The organism is Rhodococcus sp. WS3 (assembly GCF_003797085.1).
Classification (GTDB): domain Bacteria; phylum Actinomycetota; class Actinomycetes; order Mycobacteriales; family Mycobacteriaceae; genus Rhodococcus_F; species Rhodococcus_F globerula.
In genome coordinates this window covers 1,918,242-1,934,085 of sequence record NZ_RKMA01000001.1, presented here as the reverse complement: position 1 = coordinate 1,934,085, position 15,844 = coordinate 1,918,242, and the positions used below count along the sequence as shown (strand labels likewise).

Annotated in this window: 11 protein-coding genes and 1 pseudogene; 5 read left to right on the top strand and 7 right to left on the bottom strand. The window is 64.1% G+C overall.

Translation table 11 applies throughout. The features are described 5' to 3' along the window. Position 1: 1 nt before the first annotated feature. On the bottom strand, positions 2-808 hold the full coding sequence (locus tag EEB13_RS08610; RefSeq protein WP_051730282.1) for a class I SAM-dependent methyltransferase: 807 nt from the start codon (positions 806-808) through the stop codon (positions 2-4). A 153-nt stretch (positions 809-961) separates the two neighbouring features. Between EEB13_RS08610 and EEB13_RS08605 the strand changes: the two genes are divergently transcribed. After that, complete coding sequence (locus tag EEB13_RS08605) at positions 962-2,182, top strand: glycosyltransferase family 4 protein (RefSeq protein ID WP_045064630.1); 1,221 nt, start codon at positions 962-964, stop codon at positions 2,180-2,182. Here the strand turns inward: EEB13_RS08605 and EEB13_RS08600 are convergent. Further along, positions 2,123-3,856: a hypothetical protein gene (locus EEB13_RS08600; RefSeq protein ID WP_141485046.1), complete on the bottom strand. Its 1,734-nt coding sequence runs from the start codon at positions 3,854-3,856 to the stop codon at positions 2,123-2,125. The two genes, EEB13_RS08605 and EEB13_RS08600, sit on opposite strands and share 60 nt — an antisense overlap. Before the next feature lie 33 nt (positions 3,857-3,889). Between EEB13_RS08600 and EEB13_RS08595 the strand changes: the two genes are divergently transcribed. Beyond that, positions 3,890-5,086: a polysaccharide biosynthesis protein gene (locus EEB13_RS08595; protein ID WP_033231704.1), complete on the top strand. Its 1,197-nt coding sequence runs from the start codon at positions 3,890-3,892 to the stop codon at positions 5,084-5,086. Between the two features lie 88 nt (positions 5,087-5,174). On the opposite strand, the gene EEB13_RS08590 is transcribed toward EEB13_RS08595, so the two are convergent. Next, a complete protein-coding gene (locus tag EEB13_RS08590) occupies positions 5,175-6,299 on the bottom strand; it encodes a DUF3068 domain-containing protein (RefSeq protein ID WP_045064624.1) in 1,125 nt (374 codons plus the stop codon). A 216-nt stretch (positions 6,300-6,515) separates the two neighbouring features. Here EEB13_RS08590 and EEB13_RS08585 point away from each other — a divergent pair. Beyond that, positions 6,516-7,565, top strand: a pseudogene (locus EEB13_RS08585) (acyltransferase family protein); the annotation flags it as partial. A 23-nt stretch (positions 7,566-7,588) separates the two neighbouring features. Here the strand turns inward: EEB13_RS08585 and EEB13_RS32315 are convergent. The 4 genes from EEB13_RS32315 to EEB13_RS08565 form a co-directional block, all read right to left on the bottom strand. Beyond that, positions 7,589-11,887, bottom strand: a complete 4,299-nt coding sequence (locus EEB13_RS32315) for an alpha-(1->3)-arabinofuranosyltransferase (RefSeq protein ID WP_315985018.1) — start codon at positions 11,885-11,887, stop codon at positions 7,589-7,591. 46 nt (positions 11,888-11,933) lie between these two features. Then, a complete protein-coding gene (locus EEB13_RS08575) occupies positions 11,934-12,107 on the bottom strand; it encodes a DUF2613 domain-containing protein (protein WP_072782243.1) in 174 nt (57 codons plus the stop codon). 118 nt (positions 12,108-12,225) lie between these two features. After that, positions 12,226-13,314 (bottom strand): isochorismate synthase MenF, encoded by a 1,089-nt coding sequence (locus tag EEB13_RS08570; protein WP_141485044.1) that lies wholly within the window; start codon positions 13,312-13,314, stop codon positions 12,226-12,228. 34 nt (positions 13,315-13,348) lie between these two features. Further along, positions 13,349-13,816: a universal stress protein gene (locus EEB13_RS08565; protein ID WP_033231847.1), complete on the bottom strand. Its 468-nt coding sequence runs from the start codon at positions 13,814-13,816 to the stop codon at positions 13,349-13,351. A gap of 102 nt (positions 13,817-13,918) precedes the next feature. On the opposite strand from EEB13_RS08565, the gene EEB13_RS08560 reads away from it, so the two are divergent. Both EEB13_RS08560 and EEB13_RS08555 read left to right on the top strand, forming a co-directional pair. Further along, positions 13,919-15,100 (top strand): glycoside hydrolase family 3 N-terminal domain-containing protein, encoded by a 1,182-nt coding sequence (locus EEB13_RS08560; RefSeq protein ID WP_141485043.1) that lies wholly within the window; start codon positions 13,919-13,921, stop codon positions 15,098-15,100. A gap of 71 nt (positions 15,101-15,171) precedes the next feature. Beyond that, entirely contained in the window at positions 15,172-15,771 is a 600-nt protein-coding gene (locus tag EEB13_RS08555; protein ID WP_033231699.1) for a TetR/AcrR family transcriptional regulator, read from the top strand. The last annotated feature ends 73 nt before the right edge of the window (positions 15,772-15,844 follow it).

Sequence of the window (15,844 nt, the reverse complement as noted above, 5' to 3'; positions counted from 1 at the left end):
GTCAACGCTTCTCGAGGACCACAACGAGGTTGCTCACGAGGAATTCGCGAAGGCCGGGAACACGAACCATCCACCACGCCCAGGACGGGTGATATCGGGGGATCGCGGCGAGTAGTTCACCTTGGTCTGTTCCGCGGGCCCAGCGCAAACCGTCGGTGGCACCCACTTTGAACAGGGACTCTCCGTACTTGTTCTTCGGTTCGCGGCCGGTTGTGCGGCGGTACCGCTTGGCTGCGTATTCACCACCGAAAGCGTGCCACGGACCGGTCTCGTGCCCTCCGAACGGACCCCACCACAGGGTGTACGAGAGGACCATCAGTCCGCCGGGTTTGGTGACGCGCAGCATTTCCTCCGCCATGAGCCACGGCTCGCTGACGTGTTCCGCCACGTTCGAGGAGAAGCAGATATCGACCGACGAATCCCGAAAGGGCAACGCCAGGCCTGATCCGCGCACCGCGCCGCCGACGGTCAGGCCCGCGGCATGCATTTCCGACGGATCGGGTTCGACCGGGATGTAGCGGGCACCGGCAGCTTGGAACACTTCCGCGAAGTAGCCCGGTCCGCCGCCGACGTCGAGGACGGTGAGGCCGTCGAGCGTGTGACCGGTGTGACCTTCATGCAGGTCGGAGATCAATTCGACGGAATCGCGAGCGAGCGCGCCGTAGAAGATGTCAGGCGCGGTCTGCTCGTGGCGGAAGTCGCTGAGCAAGCCGACGGATCGTTTGAGGGTTGCCCGTCGGCCGAAAATGCGGGTCACTGCGGGCTTGGTCACGAGAATCAACTTTAGCGACTGCGACTTCTGCTCCATGAACACCGTCAATTTCACTGTGAGGAGCGCGGCAATACGGACGCGGAAACAGTTAGGGTGTTCCGCAGGGTTACCGACCGGTCAGGGTGGGCATCCCCCGCAGGACCACTCGCATCCGCGCCGGTCACCGACGAGCTCTAGGGAGTAACGCACGTGCACGAGGTTCTGTTGCTCTGTTGGCGTGACACCGGGCATCCGCAGGGCGGCGGAAGTGAGCGGTACCTCGAACAGGTCGGAACCCAGTTGGCGGCGCGCGGAATCAAGGTGACTCTGCGGACGGCGTCGTACCCGGGTGCGCCCGCCACCGAGTATCGAGACGGCATCACCATCAGTCGTTCCGGCGGACGTTTCAGCGTGTACCCGCGGGCACTGGCCGCGATTGCGGCCGGACGCCTCGGGTTCGGTTCCCTGAAAGGCCTTCACCCCGACGCCGTGGTCGACACGCAGAACGGGATTCCCTTCTTCTCGAAGATGGTGGCCGGTGCGCCGGTCACGCTGCTCGTGCACCATTGCCACCGCGAACAGTGGCCGGTGGCAGGCACACTCGTCGGACGGATCGGGTGGTGGGTGGAATCGCGCCTGTCGCCGAAGCGTCACAGCGACAACCAGTATTTGACGGTGTCACTACCCTCGGCGGAGGAACTGGTGGATCTGGGCGTCGACCGCGATCGAATTGCCGTGGTGCGCAACGGAGCTGATCGTCTTCCGATGGGCGTCGACGCGGGTGGTTCGATCACCCGGGCGATCCGGCCTACCATGTCGGTGCTCTCGCGGTTGGTGCCGCACAAGCAGATCGAAGACGCGCTCGAAGCGGTTGCGACACTTCGCCCGACGCAGCCCGAACTTCACCTCGACGTCATCGGCGGCGGTTGGTGGGAGCAGAACCTGCGTGATCGCGCTGCGGAACTCGGGATCGGCGACGCGGTGACATTCCACGGGCACGTCGACGAGTCCCGCAAACACGAACTGTTGGCGCAGTCCTGGATTCACCTCATGCCGTCCCGCAAGGAAGGGTGGGGCCTCGCCGTCATCGAGGCCGCGCAACACGGAGTTCCGACTGTTGGTTACCGCAGTTCCAAGGGATTGACCGATTCCATCGTCGACGGCGTGACGGGTCTTCTGGTAGGCGGCGAAAGTGTCGGCGACGGCGATGTGGCAGAATTGACGCAGGCTGCAGGCACCCTGTTGCAGGATCACGAACTGCGGACGGTGCTCGGTGAGAAAGCTCGGGTGTGGTCGAGCGAATTCTCGTGGGAACAAACGGGAACCGGTGTTTTCGAGGTTTTGTCGGCGACGACGGTCGGACAGCGCGTTTCAGGTCTTGTCACGTCGCGCGAGTCGAATCCGGTTCTGGTTCAGTCCGAGCACGAGTAGAGCCGCAACGCCCGTCATCACCCAGGCGATGTGGGCGAGCGCGACGATGATCCGGGCAGATGCCGAAGCCTGGTGCAGTGCAACATCTCCGGGCACCCGGTACAGCTCGAGATAGTTGTCTGCGAACACTCTCTCGAGGTTGCGCAGCGCCGCGTCGTCGGATCGGCCAGGAGTGTCGAGTTCCACCAGCACCCAGCCGACGCCAAGGGCCGCGAGTTCGGTGTTGCTTCCGCCCGTGAGGAGGAGTTCCTCGACCTGGGCGGCGCGTGTTCCCTCGCCGCCGACAGAGCCACCGGCCACGATCAGTTCGCCGGTCTGCAGTACATCGAGCGGGAGAAATCGCGGAGCCGGATCGAGAACCGGAGCGTCACCGGTGTAGGAGAAGGCTCGAAACATTCCGGTGGGAAGCACTGCCACATCACCGGTTTCGCCTCGCAACTGCTCGGCGACAACGGTCCAGGACTGCGGATACTGCACCGGTTTCAGAGCCCCGCCGACGCCCCACGCGATGTCGGGCAGAGCCATGATCGTCACGACAACAGCGGCGATCGACCACGTAGGGCGCGGAAGAGTGAAGCGTCGCTGTGCCCACATCACGCCCGCTGCCGCGGACAGTGCGTAGAACGGTGCGGCAAGCGCCACCCATTTCTGGGAATCGCGGAGCAGGCCTGCGCCGGAGAAGTATTCGACCGACCAGCGACCAACACCCAGGCCCCACGGTGTTGCGCCGAGTGCCGGGGCGAGGACCGCGACGAGTGCCAGCCCTGCCAGGGCGGTGATCACAGGATTGCGACGCCGTCGCCACAGCGCGGGAATGCCGCTGAGCACCACGATCAGGAGTAGTAGCGTCCCTGCCGCCGCGAAGAGTGTTGTGCGAGAGTCCGGGACGGCAGCGGAGTTCCAGACGCCGCCCAGCCCGGCGAGGCTGCCGAGCGTTCCGAGGCCCGGTTCCGCGCGGGCGGCAAAGGCTGCCACACCGGCGGGATCGGAACCGTCGGCGGCGCCGCTCGACAGAAGTGTTGCCGCGAGCCACGGCGAGGCAGTGATCAGGAAGAGTGCGAAGACGCCGCTGACGCGTCGTAGAACCGACGTTCGCCCGCCTGGGGAGGCTACGGCCACCAACGCGATGGTCAATCCCAGGAGCGCGCCGGTAGGTGTCAGGCCCGCGAATGCCAGCGATGCGGCCAATGCCCACCAGGCGCCGGGCTGAGCGCGTCGAACCCCGATGCCCGCGATCACGATCCACGGCAAAGCGCCGTACCCGGCCAACAGGCTCCAATGTCCTTGCAGCAGACGCTCGGCCACGTACGGGTTCCACAGCATGACCGTTGACGCCACCAACTGCGGCCCGAGCCCGGCTGTCGGCAGCAGGGCTCGGACCAAGCGGGCAGTGCCCAACCCCGCCAGCCACAGTGCGGCGAGGAGTAGCGCCTTCACCACCAACCCACCGTCGACAACCGTGCTCACTGCCGCGATCAGCGCATCCTGCGGCACGGCGCGGGCAGCGGCATCGGTGAGTCCGAGGGCGGAGTCGGTGAGGTACGACCGGGGAGTGCTGACAGCGTCGCGCAGCAGTAGATAACCGGGACCGAGCAGTGGTCCGAGGATCAACAATGTCAACGCCAGGCTGTACACCGCGGCCACGACGCTGTGGTGTTTCGGCCGCACTGTCATGACGGGCACGATACGTGGTGCATCATTGGTCGCATGGCCCGCCAACCTCTTGATCGTTCCGCTGCGGCCGGGGTCAGTATGGTGTTGGCCGGTTCGATGACGGCAAATGTTGCGTCGTATCTGCTGGCCTGGTTGGCAAGTCGCTGGTTGGGTCCGGCGGGCTACGGAGAATTCGCCAGTCTTCTCGCCGCGCAGTTGGTGCTGGCCGTGCCGGCGTTGGCGCTGCAAACAGTGGTCGCCCGAGAGGCTGTGCGCGGCAAGAGCGCTGACACATTGCGATCGCTCGGGTACAGATGCGCAGCGATCGTGGCTGTTCTGGCGGTGGTGCTGACCCCGGCGATGGCGTGGCTACTCGACACCGGAATAGTTGCAGCGTTCTCGGCTCTTGTGACGGCGCCGATGCTGGTGCTGCTGGCGACGGAGCAGGGATTGTTGCAGGGGCACGGCCGGTTTGGCGTGCTCAGCGCAGTCCTGGCCGGTGCGGGTGTGATGAAAGTTCTTCCCGCAGTGGCAGTCCTGGCGCTGGGCGGAGCTGCGGCCGCAGCGTTGGTGGCGAGCGCGGCCGGAACGGCGGTTCTGGTCGCGGTTGTCCGGGTGCTTGACCGCACGGCGCCGGTGAGCGAGAACAAAGCAGTGCGGATCGGTGTTGTATCCGTGCTCGCCGCCTCCCAGGTTCAGCTCGCCCTGATTGCGTTGTCGTCGCTGGACCTGCTTGTCGTGCGCGTGGTTCTGAGCGAATACGACGCGGGTGTGTACGCACTGGGCGCCGTCGCGACCAAAGCCGCGTTCTGGCTGCCACAAGCGGTTGGTGTTGTCCTGTACCCGAAGATGGCCAATCCAGCCCAATCGGCGCAGGCCGTTCGCACAGCTTTGGCTGTGTTGGTGGGAATCGGGGCTGTGCTGGTGCTCGGCGCGGCCCTCGCCGGTCCGTTGGTACCGATCCTGGTGGGCGACGCCTACGCTGCCGTGGCACCGATGCTGTGGGCCTTTGCATTGCACGGTGCCGTCCTTGCAGTGCTGCAGTGCGCCCTGCTGTCCGCAATCGCGTCGGAACGCACGAGAGTCGCCGTGCTGGCCTGGATCGGATTGGCCGTCGAGGCCGTCGTGATGCTCCTGTGGGCAACGACGCCGGGGCAGTTGATCGGGACAGCGGTTGTCGTGGCGTCGGTGACGGCTGTGGCGGTCTCTGTTGCTGCAGTGCGCAGTGCGGACCGGGCAAGCGCGAGCTAGCAACCCCTGTATGAAGCGAGCACCCCTTCCGACTAGCTGGAAGGGGTGCTCGCTTCACAAAACCTGTGCCAGGTTCACTGGCGACGTGTTATTCCTTGCGCAGATCCGGGCGCGGGATCACCTGGGTGTCGTCGTTGGTCCAGTCGTGCTCGCCGGGAGCGGGGGTACCTGCTCCGCTCGGAGACTGGCCACCGCCGCCGTGTGCAGGCGCCGGGGTTCCACCCTTGCCGCCGCGCACGCCGAGGAAGATGCCGGCGATCAGAGCGATCACGCCGAGGACGCCGGCGACGATCGGAACGGTGCGGCCGACAAGGTTGAGCGTGTCCATGCCGTCCTGCGCCTGTTGGATCTGGTACTCGATCGTCTCTTCGTCGAACGGCAGCGTGACGTTGAGGACGTCGACGTCGACGGAGTTCTTGTTGCGGCCGTAGTACTGGTGCAGCTGCTCCTGGCCCTTGATGACGACACCGGTCTTGGGCTCGACCCACAGGTCACGGACGTTGGTGTACCAGCGCGTCATCGTGACGGGGGTGGTGCCGCCGGGAACGCCCCAGGTGTCGGCAGGCAAGGTGAGCTTGTTCGTGGGGGAGTTGACGACCTTGGACAGGTCGACGGGCTCGATGGTCTGGTTGAAGTGGTAGACCTTCATGCCGTTGATCTCGGTCTCTTCGACGAAGTTGATGTCGTAGTTCGCGCGAGCGTTGAGATCGAAGTAGGGATAGGTCTGCTGCTCCGTGTTGAACGGGAACTTGTACTGCAGACCCTCGCGGGAAACTTCTTCCGCCGGCTGATCAGCTGACGTCTGGATCGTTCCGACCGGATCGTTGGTCGGCATCGAGCTGACGCGGTCCAGGGTGACGGTGTCGACGGTTGCCGTCAGCAGGCCGCTCTCGCCCTGCTTGTCGGTGCGGATGACAGTCTGGCCGGCCTGGACGGTGATGTCGTCGGCGTTGGACGGTTCCTGCGTTGTGACGTAGCGCTGAGCAACGATCGGGACGTTCTTGTCGACCTGAGCTTTGCCGGCAAGTAGCGCGGCAGAGTTGAGGACGTTGCCGTTGCCCGTGGCGATCGTGGTGACCTCGAGGTCGAGCGGCGTCTTCTCCAACTTGCCGACCATGTAGGTGGGAATGAGAACAGCGATGGCCAAGAGGAAGGCGCCGAGACCTACCAGAATGCAAGGAAGTATCCGGCTCGACCCTGAGCGTTCCGCCATGCTGGGACTCCTACCCGTTAGTAGTTTAGACGTGGTGCAACCTGCACAATATGAGTTGTGCTGGCCGTATGGGGTCACAGTAGAACCCATGTGTGGCAGAACACTAACAGTCCAGCGGCCCGGTTTGTCGCATGAGGTGGCGATTTGGCCTCGCATTTTTTTACAGGGCGTCCGGATGGTTTAAGGCGAACGTGCCCCGGTGCACACTTATCCGTGATGATGAGTCCCGTGAATTCTTCCGCAGCCGTCCCGCCGCAGGCCCGTGGCTTCGTTCCGGCCTTGGACGGTATGCGAGGTTTGGCAGCGCTCGGGGTTCTGGTGACCCACGTCGCGTTCCAGACGGGCGAGGCTCAGTCGGGCGCGATCGGTCGGGCTTTCGGGCGGCTCGACCTGGCCGTTGCAGTGTTCTTTGCGCTGTCCGGGTTTCTGTTGTGGCGTCCGCATGCGGCCGCTGCCCGCGGAATCGGTCGGCCACAGGCCACCGTGCGGTACTGGATATCCCGAGCGACGCGCATTCTTCCCGCGTACTGGGTGGCAGTGACGCTGATTCTCCTGTTCCTGCCAGGTGCAGGCGGTGGTTATCAGGTGTGGCTGGCGAACCTCGGCCTGGTGCAGGTCTTTGTTCCGCTCACCCTCACCGAGGGGCTCACTCAGATGTGGAGCCTGTCGGTCGAGGTGATGTTCTATCTGTTGCTGCCGTTGTTCGCGGTTCTCCTGGTACGCCTGCGCGGGAGCAGTGCCCGGTTCCGGATCCCACTTCTCACCGTTGTCTCGCTGATTGCTCTCAGTTGGGCGTTCCTGCCGATTCCCGCGCCGGATTTCATCCACCACGACAATTGGTTGCCGGGATACCTGCCGTGGTTCGGGGTCGGCATGGTGTTGGCCGAACTCGCCGTCGGAGATTCGACGTGGGTTCACCGTCTGGCGCACCGCCGGCTTCTGCTGACCGGTGTGGCGTTGGTGGCGTTTGTTCTCTCGTGCACCGACCTCGCCGGCCCGGAAGGTCTGGTACGTCCCGAACCTTGGCAGTTCGCCGTCAAGATCGCGCTCGGAGCAATCATCAGCTTTTCGTTGATCGCACCGTTGGTTCTGCGGGACGAGGCGCAGCACCGATTCCTGGCAAGTCCGTTTGCCTTGGCGATCGGTCGCTGGTCGTACGGAATCTTCATCTGGCATCTGGCGGTGCTCAATGCGGTGTTCCCGGTGTTCGGCATCGCGCCGTTCTCCGGCAGCTTCTTCTACGTACTTGCCTTGACGCTTGTTCTGAGTGTGGCTGTCGCGTCGGCCAGCTACGCCTTGGTGGAGGAACCTGCTCGTTTGGCAGTCAAGCGCTGGGAGAACCGTCGCCACATCGGTGAACCCGCAAATGGCAACGCCGCCAACCCCGTGACCACCAACGCCAGCAACATCACGAACTGAATCAGGAACGAATCGCCCACGTATCCGCCGGGTGCTCGCCATGGTCCTGTGGAAAGAAGCGTGATTCCGGCAATTGCTGCCACGCCGGCGGTGCCGACCAGAATTCGGGCTGTGCGATCCGGGCCGACTGCTCGCACGAGCGCCAGCGCGACGAGTGAGCACGCCACGAAGATCCCGGTTCCCACGACGCCGCCGATCACGGTGGCAGCCACAGCCACACCCAGCCACCCCGCTGCGACGCTGTGCCACGGGCGCGGCGGCTCGGTGGGCTTCGGTACACGCCGCACCGGAATCAGGGCAGCGAGGAACAGGGGGATCAGCAGCATCAGGCCGCCGAAGATGCCCAGGCGGTACCAGCGGTCGCTGGGGAAATCGAGGGTGATCGTTCCGGACGTGCCTGCGGGCACTATCCAGCCTTGCTGCCAACCGTTCACCACTACCGGAGTCAGCTCGGAACCGTCGGGCGCGGTAGCGATCCAGCCGATGCTGGTGCTTTCGGGGTTCACGATCAACTGATCGGACGTCGACGCGGTGACGGCAAGTTCGCGATGGTTTTCTGTCCATGCTGTCGAGGTGAGAGCGCTCTGGCTCTGTAGTGGGAGCGGACCGGAGCCAACTGTCGTGAGATCCAGGTTGTCGACGGAGAACGCCGCTCCCGGCTCGACCGAGACCTCCGGCTGACCCGCTGGTAACAGTGCCGTTCCGGTGGGGCCGCACACGCTCACCACGATGGGAGCGCCGGTACGGAGCTCATGCGCCGTGGTCTCGATCGACGTCGGGAACTGTTGCCCGGCAATGGTGATCGTGGGACCGATACCGCACGGGACCGTGATCTGACGGTTATCGAGCCTGTTGTCGGTCTGCACACCGGAATCGGCGACGGCTGTGCCGTCCGCACCGATCACGCCGACTTCCGCAAACCCGGTGGGCTGTACCTGAGCGAAGCCGAGCGCGTTCTGATCGAGAACGGGATCCCAATCGGTGATGCTCAGGACGATCGTGTCGGTGACAAAGGGGGACAGGGGCACTCGCGTGTCGCCCTCCGGCAACTCGCGAACCTGAGGCCCGTTCCCGAGGTTGACGGCAACACTGGTGGGCGGTGACGGCAGGATTCCGACGCTGGGGGTGATATCCAGTGCTGTCACCAGTGTCGGTTCCGGAAGAGTCAGCGTGAGAGTCGGTTTCGGGCCACCCGGCTCGGTGGTGCTCTGCGGCGCCGACCACGTTGTCCGAGCGTCGCCGTCGGTGGCGGCAAAGGCTGAACCACGGGTGTCGCCGATGTCGCTCGAGCCTGATGCGGTGATGCGGCCGGGGACGGTGAGAAGTGAGTCCAGCTCGCTGCCCTGTCGGGCCCGAACCGTCAGTTCGGCTGTGACAGAAGTATTTTCCGGGACACTCAGGGTGCGCTGGAATCGACTCGGCTCCTCGGCAATCGCCATGAAGGCGTTGCTGCAGCGCACGCGATCGGCGCTGTCGGCGCAGGAACCTCGGCCCGGGAACTCCTGCGTCAGATTCCAGGACGTCACCGACGCGTCGTTCGGAACCGCAGGCAGCACGGTGTCGAACGTGATGGGTACGAATGTCGGTGCACTGCGGTCGGAGAAGTCCTCCACGGACAGTTCGCTGATACCGAACTGTGTTCCCGCCGAGCCATTTTCGGTGTGCGTCGCTGTTACTCGCACCCAAGGTGTGGTGCCGCCCGGAATCGATACCGCGACGGGTTCACCCGGCCGGTCGACCTTGACAGCCTTGGTTCCGTTGGGAGTGGATATCTCGAGCCACTTGACCGGAGCGCCGATCGCAGCTGCACTGGTGGTCAGATGCAGTAGACCGCTCGAGATGGGAGTGTCGAAGTCGATCTGCAGCCACTGCCCCAACGCGCGCTCGATTCCGTTGCTGAACCATCCGGTGCCCGGATCGCCGTCCACCGTTGCGGCAGGGCTACTCGACGGCGAGGTCCCGCCAAGCTGGGTGGCGTCGGAGGCGCTACTGGAGACTGTGATCTCGGCGCCGTTCCAACGGCCCTGCACCAGCGGCGTATCGGTGACGGGGTAGTCGGGAACCAGGTTGTACGTGCGTCGCTCGCTGTCCGGTGTCCGCAGAGCCGAACTGTGATTGTCGACCTGTCCGAAATCGGTTTCACGGTCACGCGGTGTGTCGGTGACGGTGAGCGCATCGACCGGTAGTCCGGCCGCCGCGGCGTCGGCGGCAAAAACGACGGGACCGGTGCCGGGAAGTGTTCCACTTTCATGAAGGCGGAGAACGGCTTCCGGTCCGCCCTGAACCACGGGAACCTGATCGAGATCCACCGAGTACGGGCCGCTGAGTGCAGTGCTTCCGTCAGTCGCCGTGACCGCGAAGATCTCGATCGGTGAGTAGTCGGGTCGCAGGTCGCTGTCGGCCACCAGCCCGTCGATGGGCTCGGGGTGGACGTTCTCACCGAACTCGGCGACCTTCGTGATGCCGGGGGAACCGTCGACGGCTTGGTGAACGAGGAGCGGGCGGGCTGAGCGTGAGGTGTCGCCGTCGAGGTCGTTGCGCATCACGAGGTAGTGGATGCCCTGGCCGAGCAGAGTCTGCGCGAGACCGTCGGAGGGGCGACCGTCGGCGATCAGGCGCTGTACCGAATCGAGGGCGCGGATGGCGCCGGGCGGTGTCAGCGGGACGGAGTCTCGCACGGCCCACGGTGTGGTGGCCAGTGCTTGCAGCGGCTCGTCTCGAGTCAGTCCCCACACCTGGCTGCCGAACGGTGCTCCCGGGATGACAAGGGCGCGCTCGGCTTCGGAGCCGGGTGCGGTGTTGTCCTCGAGCCACTGCGCGGCTTCGGTCCAGTACGACGGCACCTCGGGGTACGCGCCGCGCGGTGCGAGTTTGCCGGTCCACGCCAAGGCGGTCGAGAGGGTGAGAGCAACCAGGATCAGGGACGTCAACGCCACCATCGGTTCGCGCTCGGGATGAGCGAAGGCGCGTCGCCACCGCGGCATCGGAACCGAACCGGGCAAGGGAACTTTTGCCAGGAGATGCGCGAGGCCGAGAACCAACGGCAGACGCACGAGTGGTTCGAGTTTGTGGACGTTGCGCAGCGGTGCGCCCGCGGAGTCCAGGAACAGGCGCACTTGATCGGAGATCGGGGAGCTGAGTTCGCCCACGTATCCCGCAGCCAAACCGGTGATGCCGACAAACAAGATGAGCGTCAGGCGTCCGCGGGCGGGCATCGACCGCATGCAGAGTCCGGCGAGTCCGGCGGCGGCAACCAGTCCGGTGGCGACAACGGCCGCCGGTTGGGTTACGAGGACCGCGCCTGCGATGCGTTCGGGTGAGACGAAGGGCGTCCAACTGTCCGTGCCGCGCAGGATCTCCGCGAGTGACGCCCATTGCGTCGTGACGCCGGCCGATTCGATGTAGTCGAGGAACGGTGGGCTGACCTTGCCGAGCAGCAGGAGCGGGACGATCCACCACAGCGTGCCCAGCGCAACAAACAGGGCCCACCACGCGGTGAAGGTCAGCCACGCCCGGTTGGGTTTGTGCGAGAGCCACCAGATGACGGCGACGAGGCAGGCCGCGGCGGTAGCGATGGCATTGATCGAACCCATGAGCGCAACGGCGAGGCCGGACTGGGCGGCCAATTTCCACTGTGCGCGTTTGTGGTAGTCCGGGCTACCGGAAAGGCGCACAGGGTGGAACGCCCAAATCACCGGCAACAGCACCCACGGCGCCAACATCATCGGCAGGGTTTCCGAGGAAATCGATCCGAGAGTTGTCAGAACGCGCGGAGAGAGCGCAAACGCAACTGCGGCGATGACACGAGAACTGCGGCTACCGACACCCAGCGCCTCGGCGACGCGGACGATGCCCCAGAACCCGGCAATCAGCAGCAGCGCCCACCAGATGCGCTGCGTGATCCACGGCGGAATGTGGGCGAGTTCGCCCAACGCAAAAAACGGCCCGTGCGGGAAAAAGTAACCGTAGGCCTGATTTTGCACCTGGCCAAGCGGGGCCTGACTACTCCACTGATGCGAAGCACGTTCGAGGAAGCCGAACGGATTCTGCGTCAGGTCGTACTTGGTGTCGGCGGTGATCAGCCCTGGTGACTGGAAAAAGGTGAGAAGAAACGCTACGACGGAGGCGCCGAACAGCCACCGCTTCGACAGAGGCTCCGCCGAAGGCACAATGGTGCCTTCGGCGGAAGAACGGGAACTCGCGAGGCCTGCGCTCTCAGCGGCTGCCGTACTCAACCTGGTTCAGGACGGAAGAATCGGCATTTCCGCTGCGGTCGATGTCGGGACGAGTGTTGTCCGCAGCTACAGCCGTGGCACCGAAGATTGCAGCAGCGCCCAGAACGACGCCGACGACAGCGCTGGCCACACCGGGGACAAGGAACTTCGTCATCGTGGATCTCCCAATAGGTCGTGTCGGTCGGCCGGGACTTACCGGTCCGTACGAACTGTTCGCGTCAAGGTATCACTCGCTGCCGAGAATTCGGACGATTGGCCCCGCAGCGGACTGATTAGTTTGTGTCAGAGACACCCAGTGCTGTGAGCAATGTCCGTAATTTGGTGGTTGTCTCGTCCAATTCATCCTGTGGGTCCGAATCTGCGACGATCCCGCCCCCTGCGCTTGCCCAGGCAGTTCGGCCGTCGGCGCTGATTTCGGCGCAGCGGATCGCGACCACCCAGTCGCCGTCGCCGACGTTGTTGCACCACCCCACTGCGCCGCCGTAGAAGCGCCGCGGCTCCTCGGTGTCGCGGATGACGTTCAAAGCCGCGGTAGTGGGTGTTCCGCACAGCGCGGGTGTCGGGTGGAGCGCGATTGCCAACTCGAGGGCAGTGGTGGGGTCACGCAGAATGCCGCGGATCGGGCTGGCCAGGTGCCAGACCTCATGGGTACTGGTCAATTCTGGCGTCGACGGGATCGACAACTCACTGCACAGCGGGCCGAGGACGTCCCGAATCCAGTCGGTGACAAAGGCATGCTCGGCAAGATTCTTCGTCGAACTCAGAAGGCTGTCGCCGGCAACCCGATCCGCCTCGGTTTCAGCTGTCCGACGCGCGGATCCCGCGAGCGGACGGCAGGTCACGACATTTCCGCGTCGGCTCACCAGAACCTCGGGTGTCGCGCCGACAAGGGAGTGGCCGACGAAATCGGTTCCGGCAGCGCTGAGGTCGACGGCAAATGTATTTGCCGCGGGATTGAGCGTAGCCATCCGAGCCGCGAGTGCTGTTGGTGAGATGGGAGATTCGGCGCGAAGTTCGACGGTCCGAGCCGAGACCACCTTGCCGAGGTCGCCGTCACGCAGACGGGTGACCAGTTTTTCTACTCGTCGAAGATGATCTGCCGGTGACGGAATTTCTCGCACTGCATGCGTGTGCGGCAAGTCCACTGAAGTGTCCGAACGCCACGCGCTGCCGGTAACGGTTACTTCGGCCGGTTCGTACAACGCCGTCGCTCCAGACGGGTCGAAGGGGAGAGCGCCGACGATCAGAGTCGCCGAACCTTCCGACAATGCATGCGTCGCCGCGCCCGCGTCGTCGAAACTGCGTCGTACGCCGCGCGTGAGCACGCTGTGATCATGCCGAGAGAGAACAAAACCGTCCATGGTGACTAGAACACTAGTCGCCTGGGACCGACGCTCACTTGCCAGGAGGGACGATCAACACCGGCCGATGACTGTGACGCAGAACATGATCCGCCACGCTGCTCTGCAACAACGAACGCAAACCGGTAGTGCCGCGAGTGCCGGTGACGATGATGTCGACGTCCAATTCGTCAGCAGTCTCCACGATCGCGGACCAGATGGCCGACCGGCATTCGGCACTACGGCCTTCGACGGTCAAACCGGCGGCCTCGGCCAATGCGACGCCTTCCGCGAGAGTTGCCTTGGCATCGGTGTACGCGATGTCCTCGACATCGTCGTCGGGAATCCACTCGGGCTGCATGACACCGGAGAGCCCGGACATCCGGGCGGCTTGGCGAACCATCGGCTCCCAGGCGGTGACAAGAATCGCGCGATTGGCGGACAGGAAACGTCCTGCGTACTCGACGGCACGTCGGGCGTTCTCGGAACCGTCGTACGCGATGAGCATCAGTCCTTGTGGCATCACGACCTCCTCGTCAGCGGGGAATCGGTTCACGTCCAGGTTACCTTCCTGCCGTGCCGGTGAGGGGAGTGTATGGGTACGGAGTCCGATACCGTCGTAGGAATGCGGATCAAGTTTGTGAAAACGGCAACCACTCTTGCCCTGTGTGGCGGATTGGTGGCGGGATGCTCGGGCGACGGAGGGGACGTGGCAGCGCCATCGACGTCTGCTGCGGCGAGTGTCACGTCCGACATCACGACAACATCGGAGACGTCCACCGCCCTCCCCGCACCTACCGTCTGCGGCAGTGACCTCCTGGCGTCGTTGTCCACCAGGCAGAAACTTGCCCAGCTCCTCAACGTCGGCGTGACCGGTACCGACGACGCATTGGCCATTGTGGCGAGCGAGCAGATCGGTGGCATCTTCGTCGGCAGCTGGACCGATCAGTCGATGCTGACCAATCGTGAAGTACCACAAGTGGCTTCGGCGTCGAAGATTCCGTTGATGGTGACAATCGACGAGGAGGGTGGCCGGGTGTCCCGTGTCGAGGACATTCTCGGACCCGATCCGTCGGCGCGTGAGACTGCCGAGACGATGACAGTGGAACAGACGTACCAGATGGCGCTCGAGCGGGGCCGGGGTCTGAAGGACCTCGGCATCACGGTCAATTACGCACCGGACGTCGATGTCAGCTCGCAGCCTGATAATTCGGTCATCGGTGACCGCTCGTACTCGGACGATCCCGCAACAGTGATCGCCTATGCCGGTGCGTACGCCCAGGGAATGCGCGACGCCGGAATCTTCCCGGTGATCAAACATTTTCCCGGACACGGTAGCGCGTCTGGAGATTCGCACACCGGCGCGGTGACGACGCCACCTCTGGAAGATCTGATGAACTCGGATCTTGTTCCGTTCCGGGAGTTGGTGAACACCGGTGTCGGCGTCATGATCGGTCACCTCGAGGTTCCTGGCCTGACAGAACCGGGTGTCCCGGCAAGTATCAGTCCGGCCGCGGTGTCGCTGCTTCGCGACGGAGTAGGTTACGGCGCAGCGCCGTTCACGGGGCCGATCTTCACCGACGACCTCAGCGGTATGCAGGCGATTACCGACCGCTACGATATTGCCGACGCGGTGCAGGCTGCACTGGTGGCAGGCGTTGACCAGGCTTTGTGGCTCACAACCGACGACGTACCGCGGGTGCTCGATCAGCTCGAAGGTGCCGTTGCGTCCGGTGCTTTGCCCCAGGCCCGCCTGGACCAGGCTGTAGTGACGGTCGCGCAGGCGAAGGGTGCTCTCACCTGCTGAGTCGAAGTGCGATTCGACGCCGGATCTTACCGTAGAGTAAGATAGATACTTACCCTGTGGTTGGAGGATACATGGCCGGTGGCACGAAGAGACTGCCACGCGCGGTACGCGAGCAGCAGATGCTCGATGCGGCAGTGGACGTGTTCTCCGACAGAGGTTTTCACGAAACCTCGATGGACGCCATTGCGGCAAAAGCAGAGATTTCCAAGCCGATGCTGTACCTGTACTACGGCTCCAAGGAAGAACTGTTTGCCGCGTGCATTCATCGTGAAGGTCTGCGTTTTGTCGAAGCCTTGGCTCCTGCAGGCGCACCTGATCTGTCGCCTCGTGAGCAACTGCGTGCTGCTCTGGAAGGTTTCCTCGGATTTGTGGGGGCCAACCGAAAGTCGTGGATGGTGCTCTACCGTCAGGCCGTCGGGCAGCAGGCTTTTGCGGGCACCGTGCAGACAAGTCGCGACAGGTTGATCGAACTGACAGCGCATCTGCTCGAGTCCAGCACCAAGGATCCGGATGCGTCTCACGACTTCGGGATCATCGCAATCGCCTTGGTCGGTGCCGGTGAGGCCGTGGCCGACCGCGTTGCCGGCGGAGAAATCGAAGTGGACGAGGCAGCCGATCTTCTCGAGTCCTTGGCGTGGCGCGGATTGTCGGGCAAGAAGAAGTCGGAATAGTCCCCAGCCACATCGAGCGAACGTACCTTTCAGCGCCTTGGATGCGCCGAAAGGTACGTTCGCTCAAATGGGG

What these genes read in the sequence shown, in the direction of transcription:
- EEB13_RS08610 (WP_051730282.1), bottom strand. Translation starts at nt 808, where the DNA reads ATGGAGCAGAAGTCGCAGTCGCTAAAGTTGATTCTCGTGACCAAGCCC.
- EEB13_RS08600 (WP_141485046.1), bottom strand. Translation starts at nt 3,856, where the DNA reads ATGACAGTGCGGCCGAAACACCACAGCGTCGTGGCCGCGGTGTACAGC.
- EEB13_RS08595 (WP_033231704.1), top strand. Translation starts at nt 3,890, where the DNA reads ATGGCCCGCCAACCTCTTGATCGTTCCGCTGCGGCCGGGGTCAGTATG.
- EEB13_RS08590 (WP_045064624.1), bottom strand. Translation starts at nt 6,299, where the DNA reads ATGGCGGAACGCTCAGGGTCGAGCCGGATACTTCCTTGCATTCTGGTA.
- EEB13_RS08575 (WP_072782243.1), bottom strand. Translation starts at nt 12,107, where the DNA reads ATGACGAAGTTCCTTGTCCCCGGTGTGGCCAGCGCTGTCGTCGGCGTC.
- EEB13_RS08570 (WP_141485044.1), bottom strand. Translation starts at nt 13,314, where the DNA reads ATGGACGGTTTTGTTCTCTCTCGGCATGATCACAGCGTGCTCACGCGC.
- EEB13_RS08565 (WP_033231847.1), bottom strand. Translation starts at nt 13,816, where the DNA reads ATGCCACAAGGACTGATGCTCATCGCGTACGACGGTTCCGAGAACGCC.
- EEB13_RS08560 (WP_141485043.1), top strand. Translation starts at nt 13,919, where the DNA reads ATGCGGATCAAGTTTGTGAAAACGGCAACCACTCTTGCCCTGTGTGGC.
- EEB13_RS08555 (WP_033231699.1), top strand. Translation starts at nt 15,172, where the DNA reads ATGGCCGGTGGCACGAAGAGACTGCCACGCGCGGTACGCGAGCAGCAG.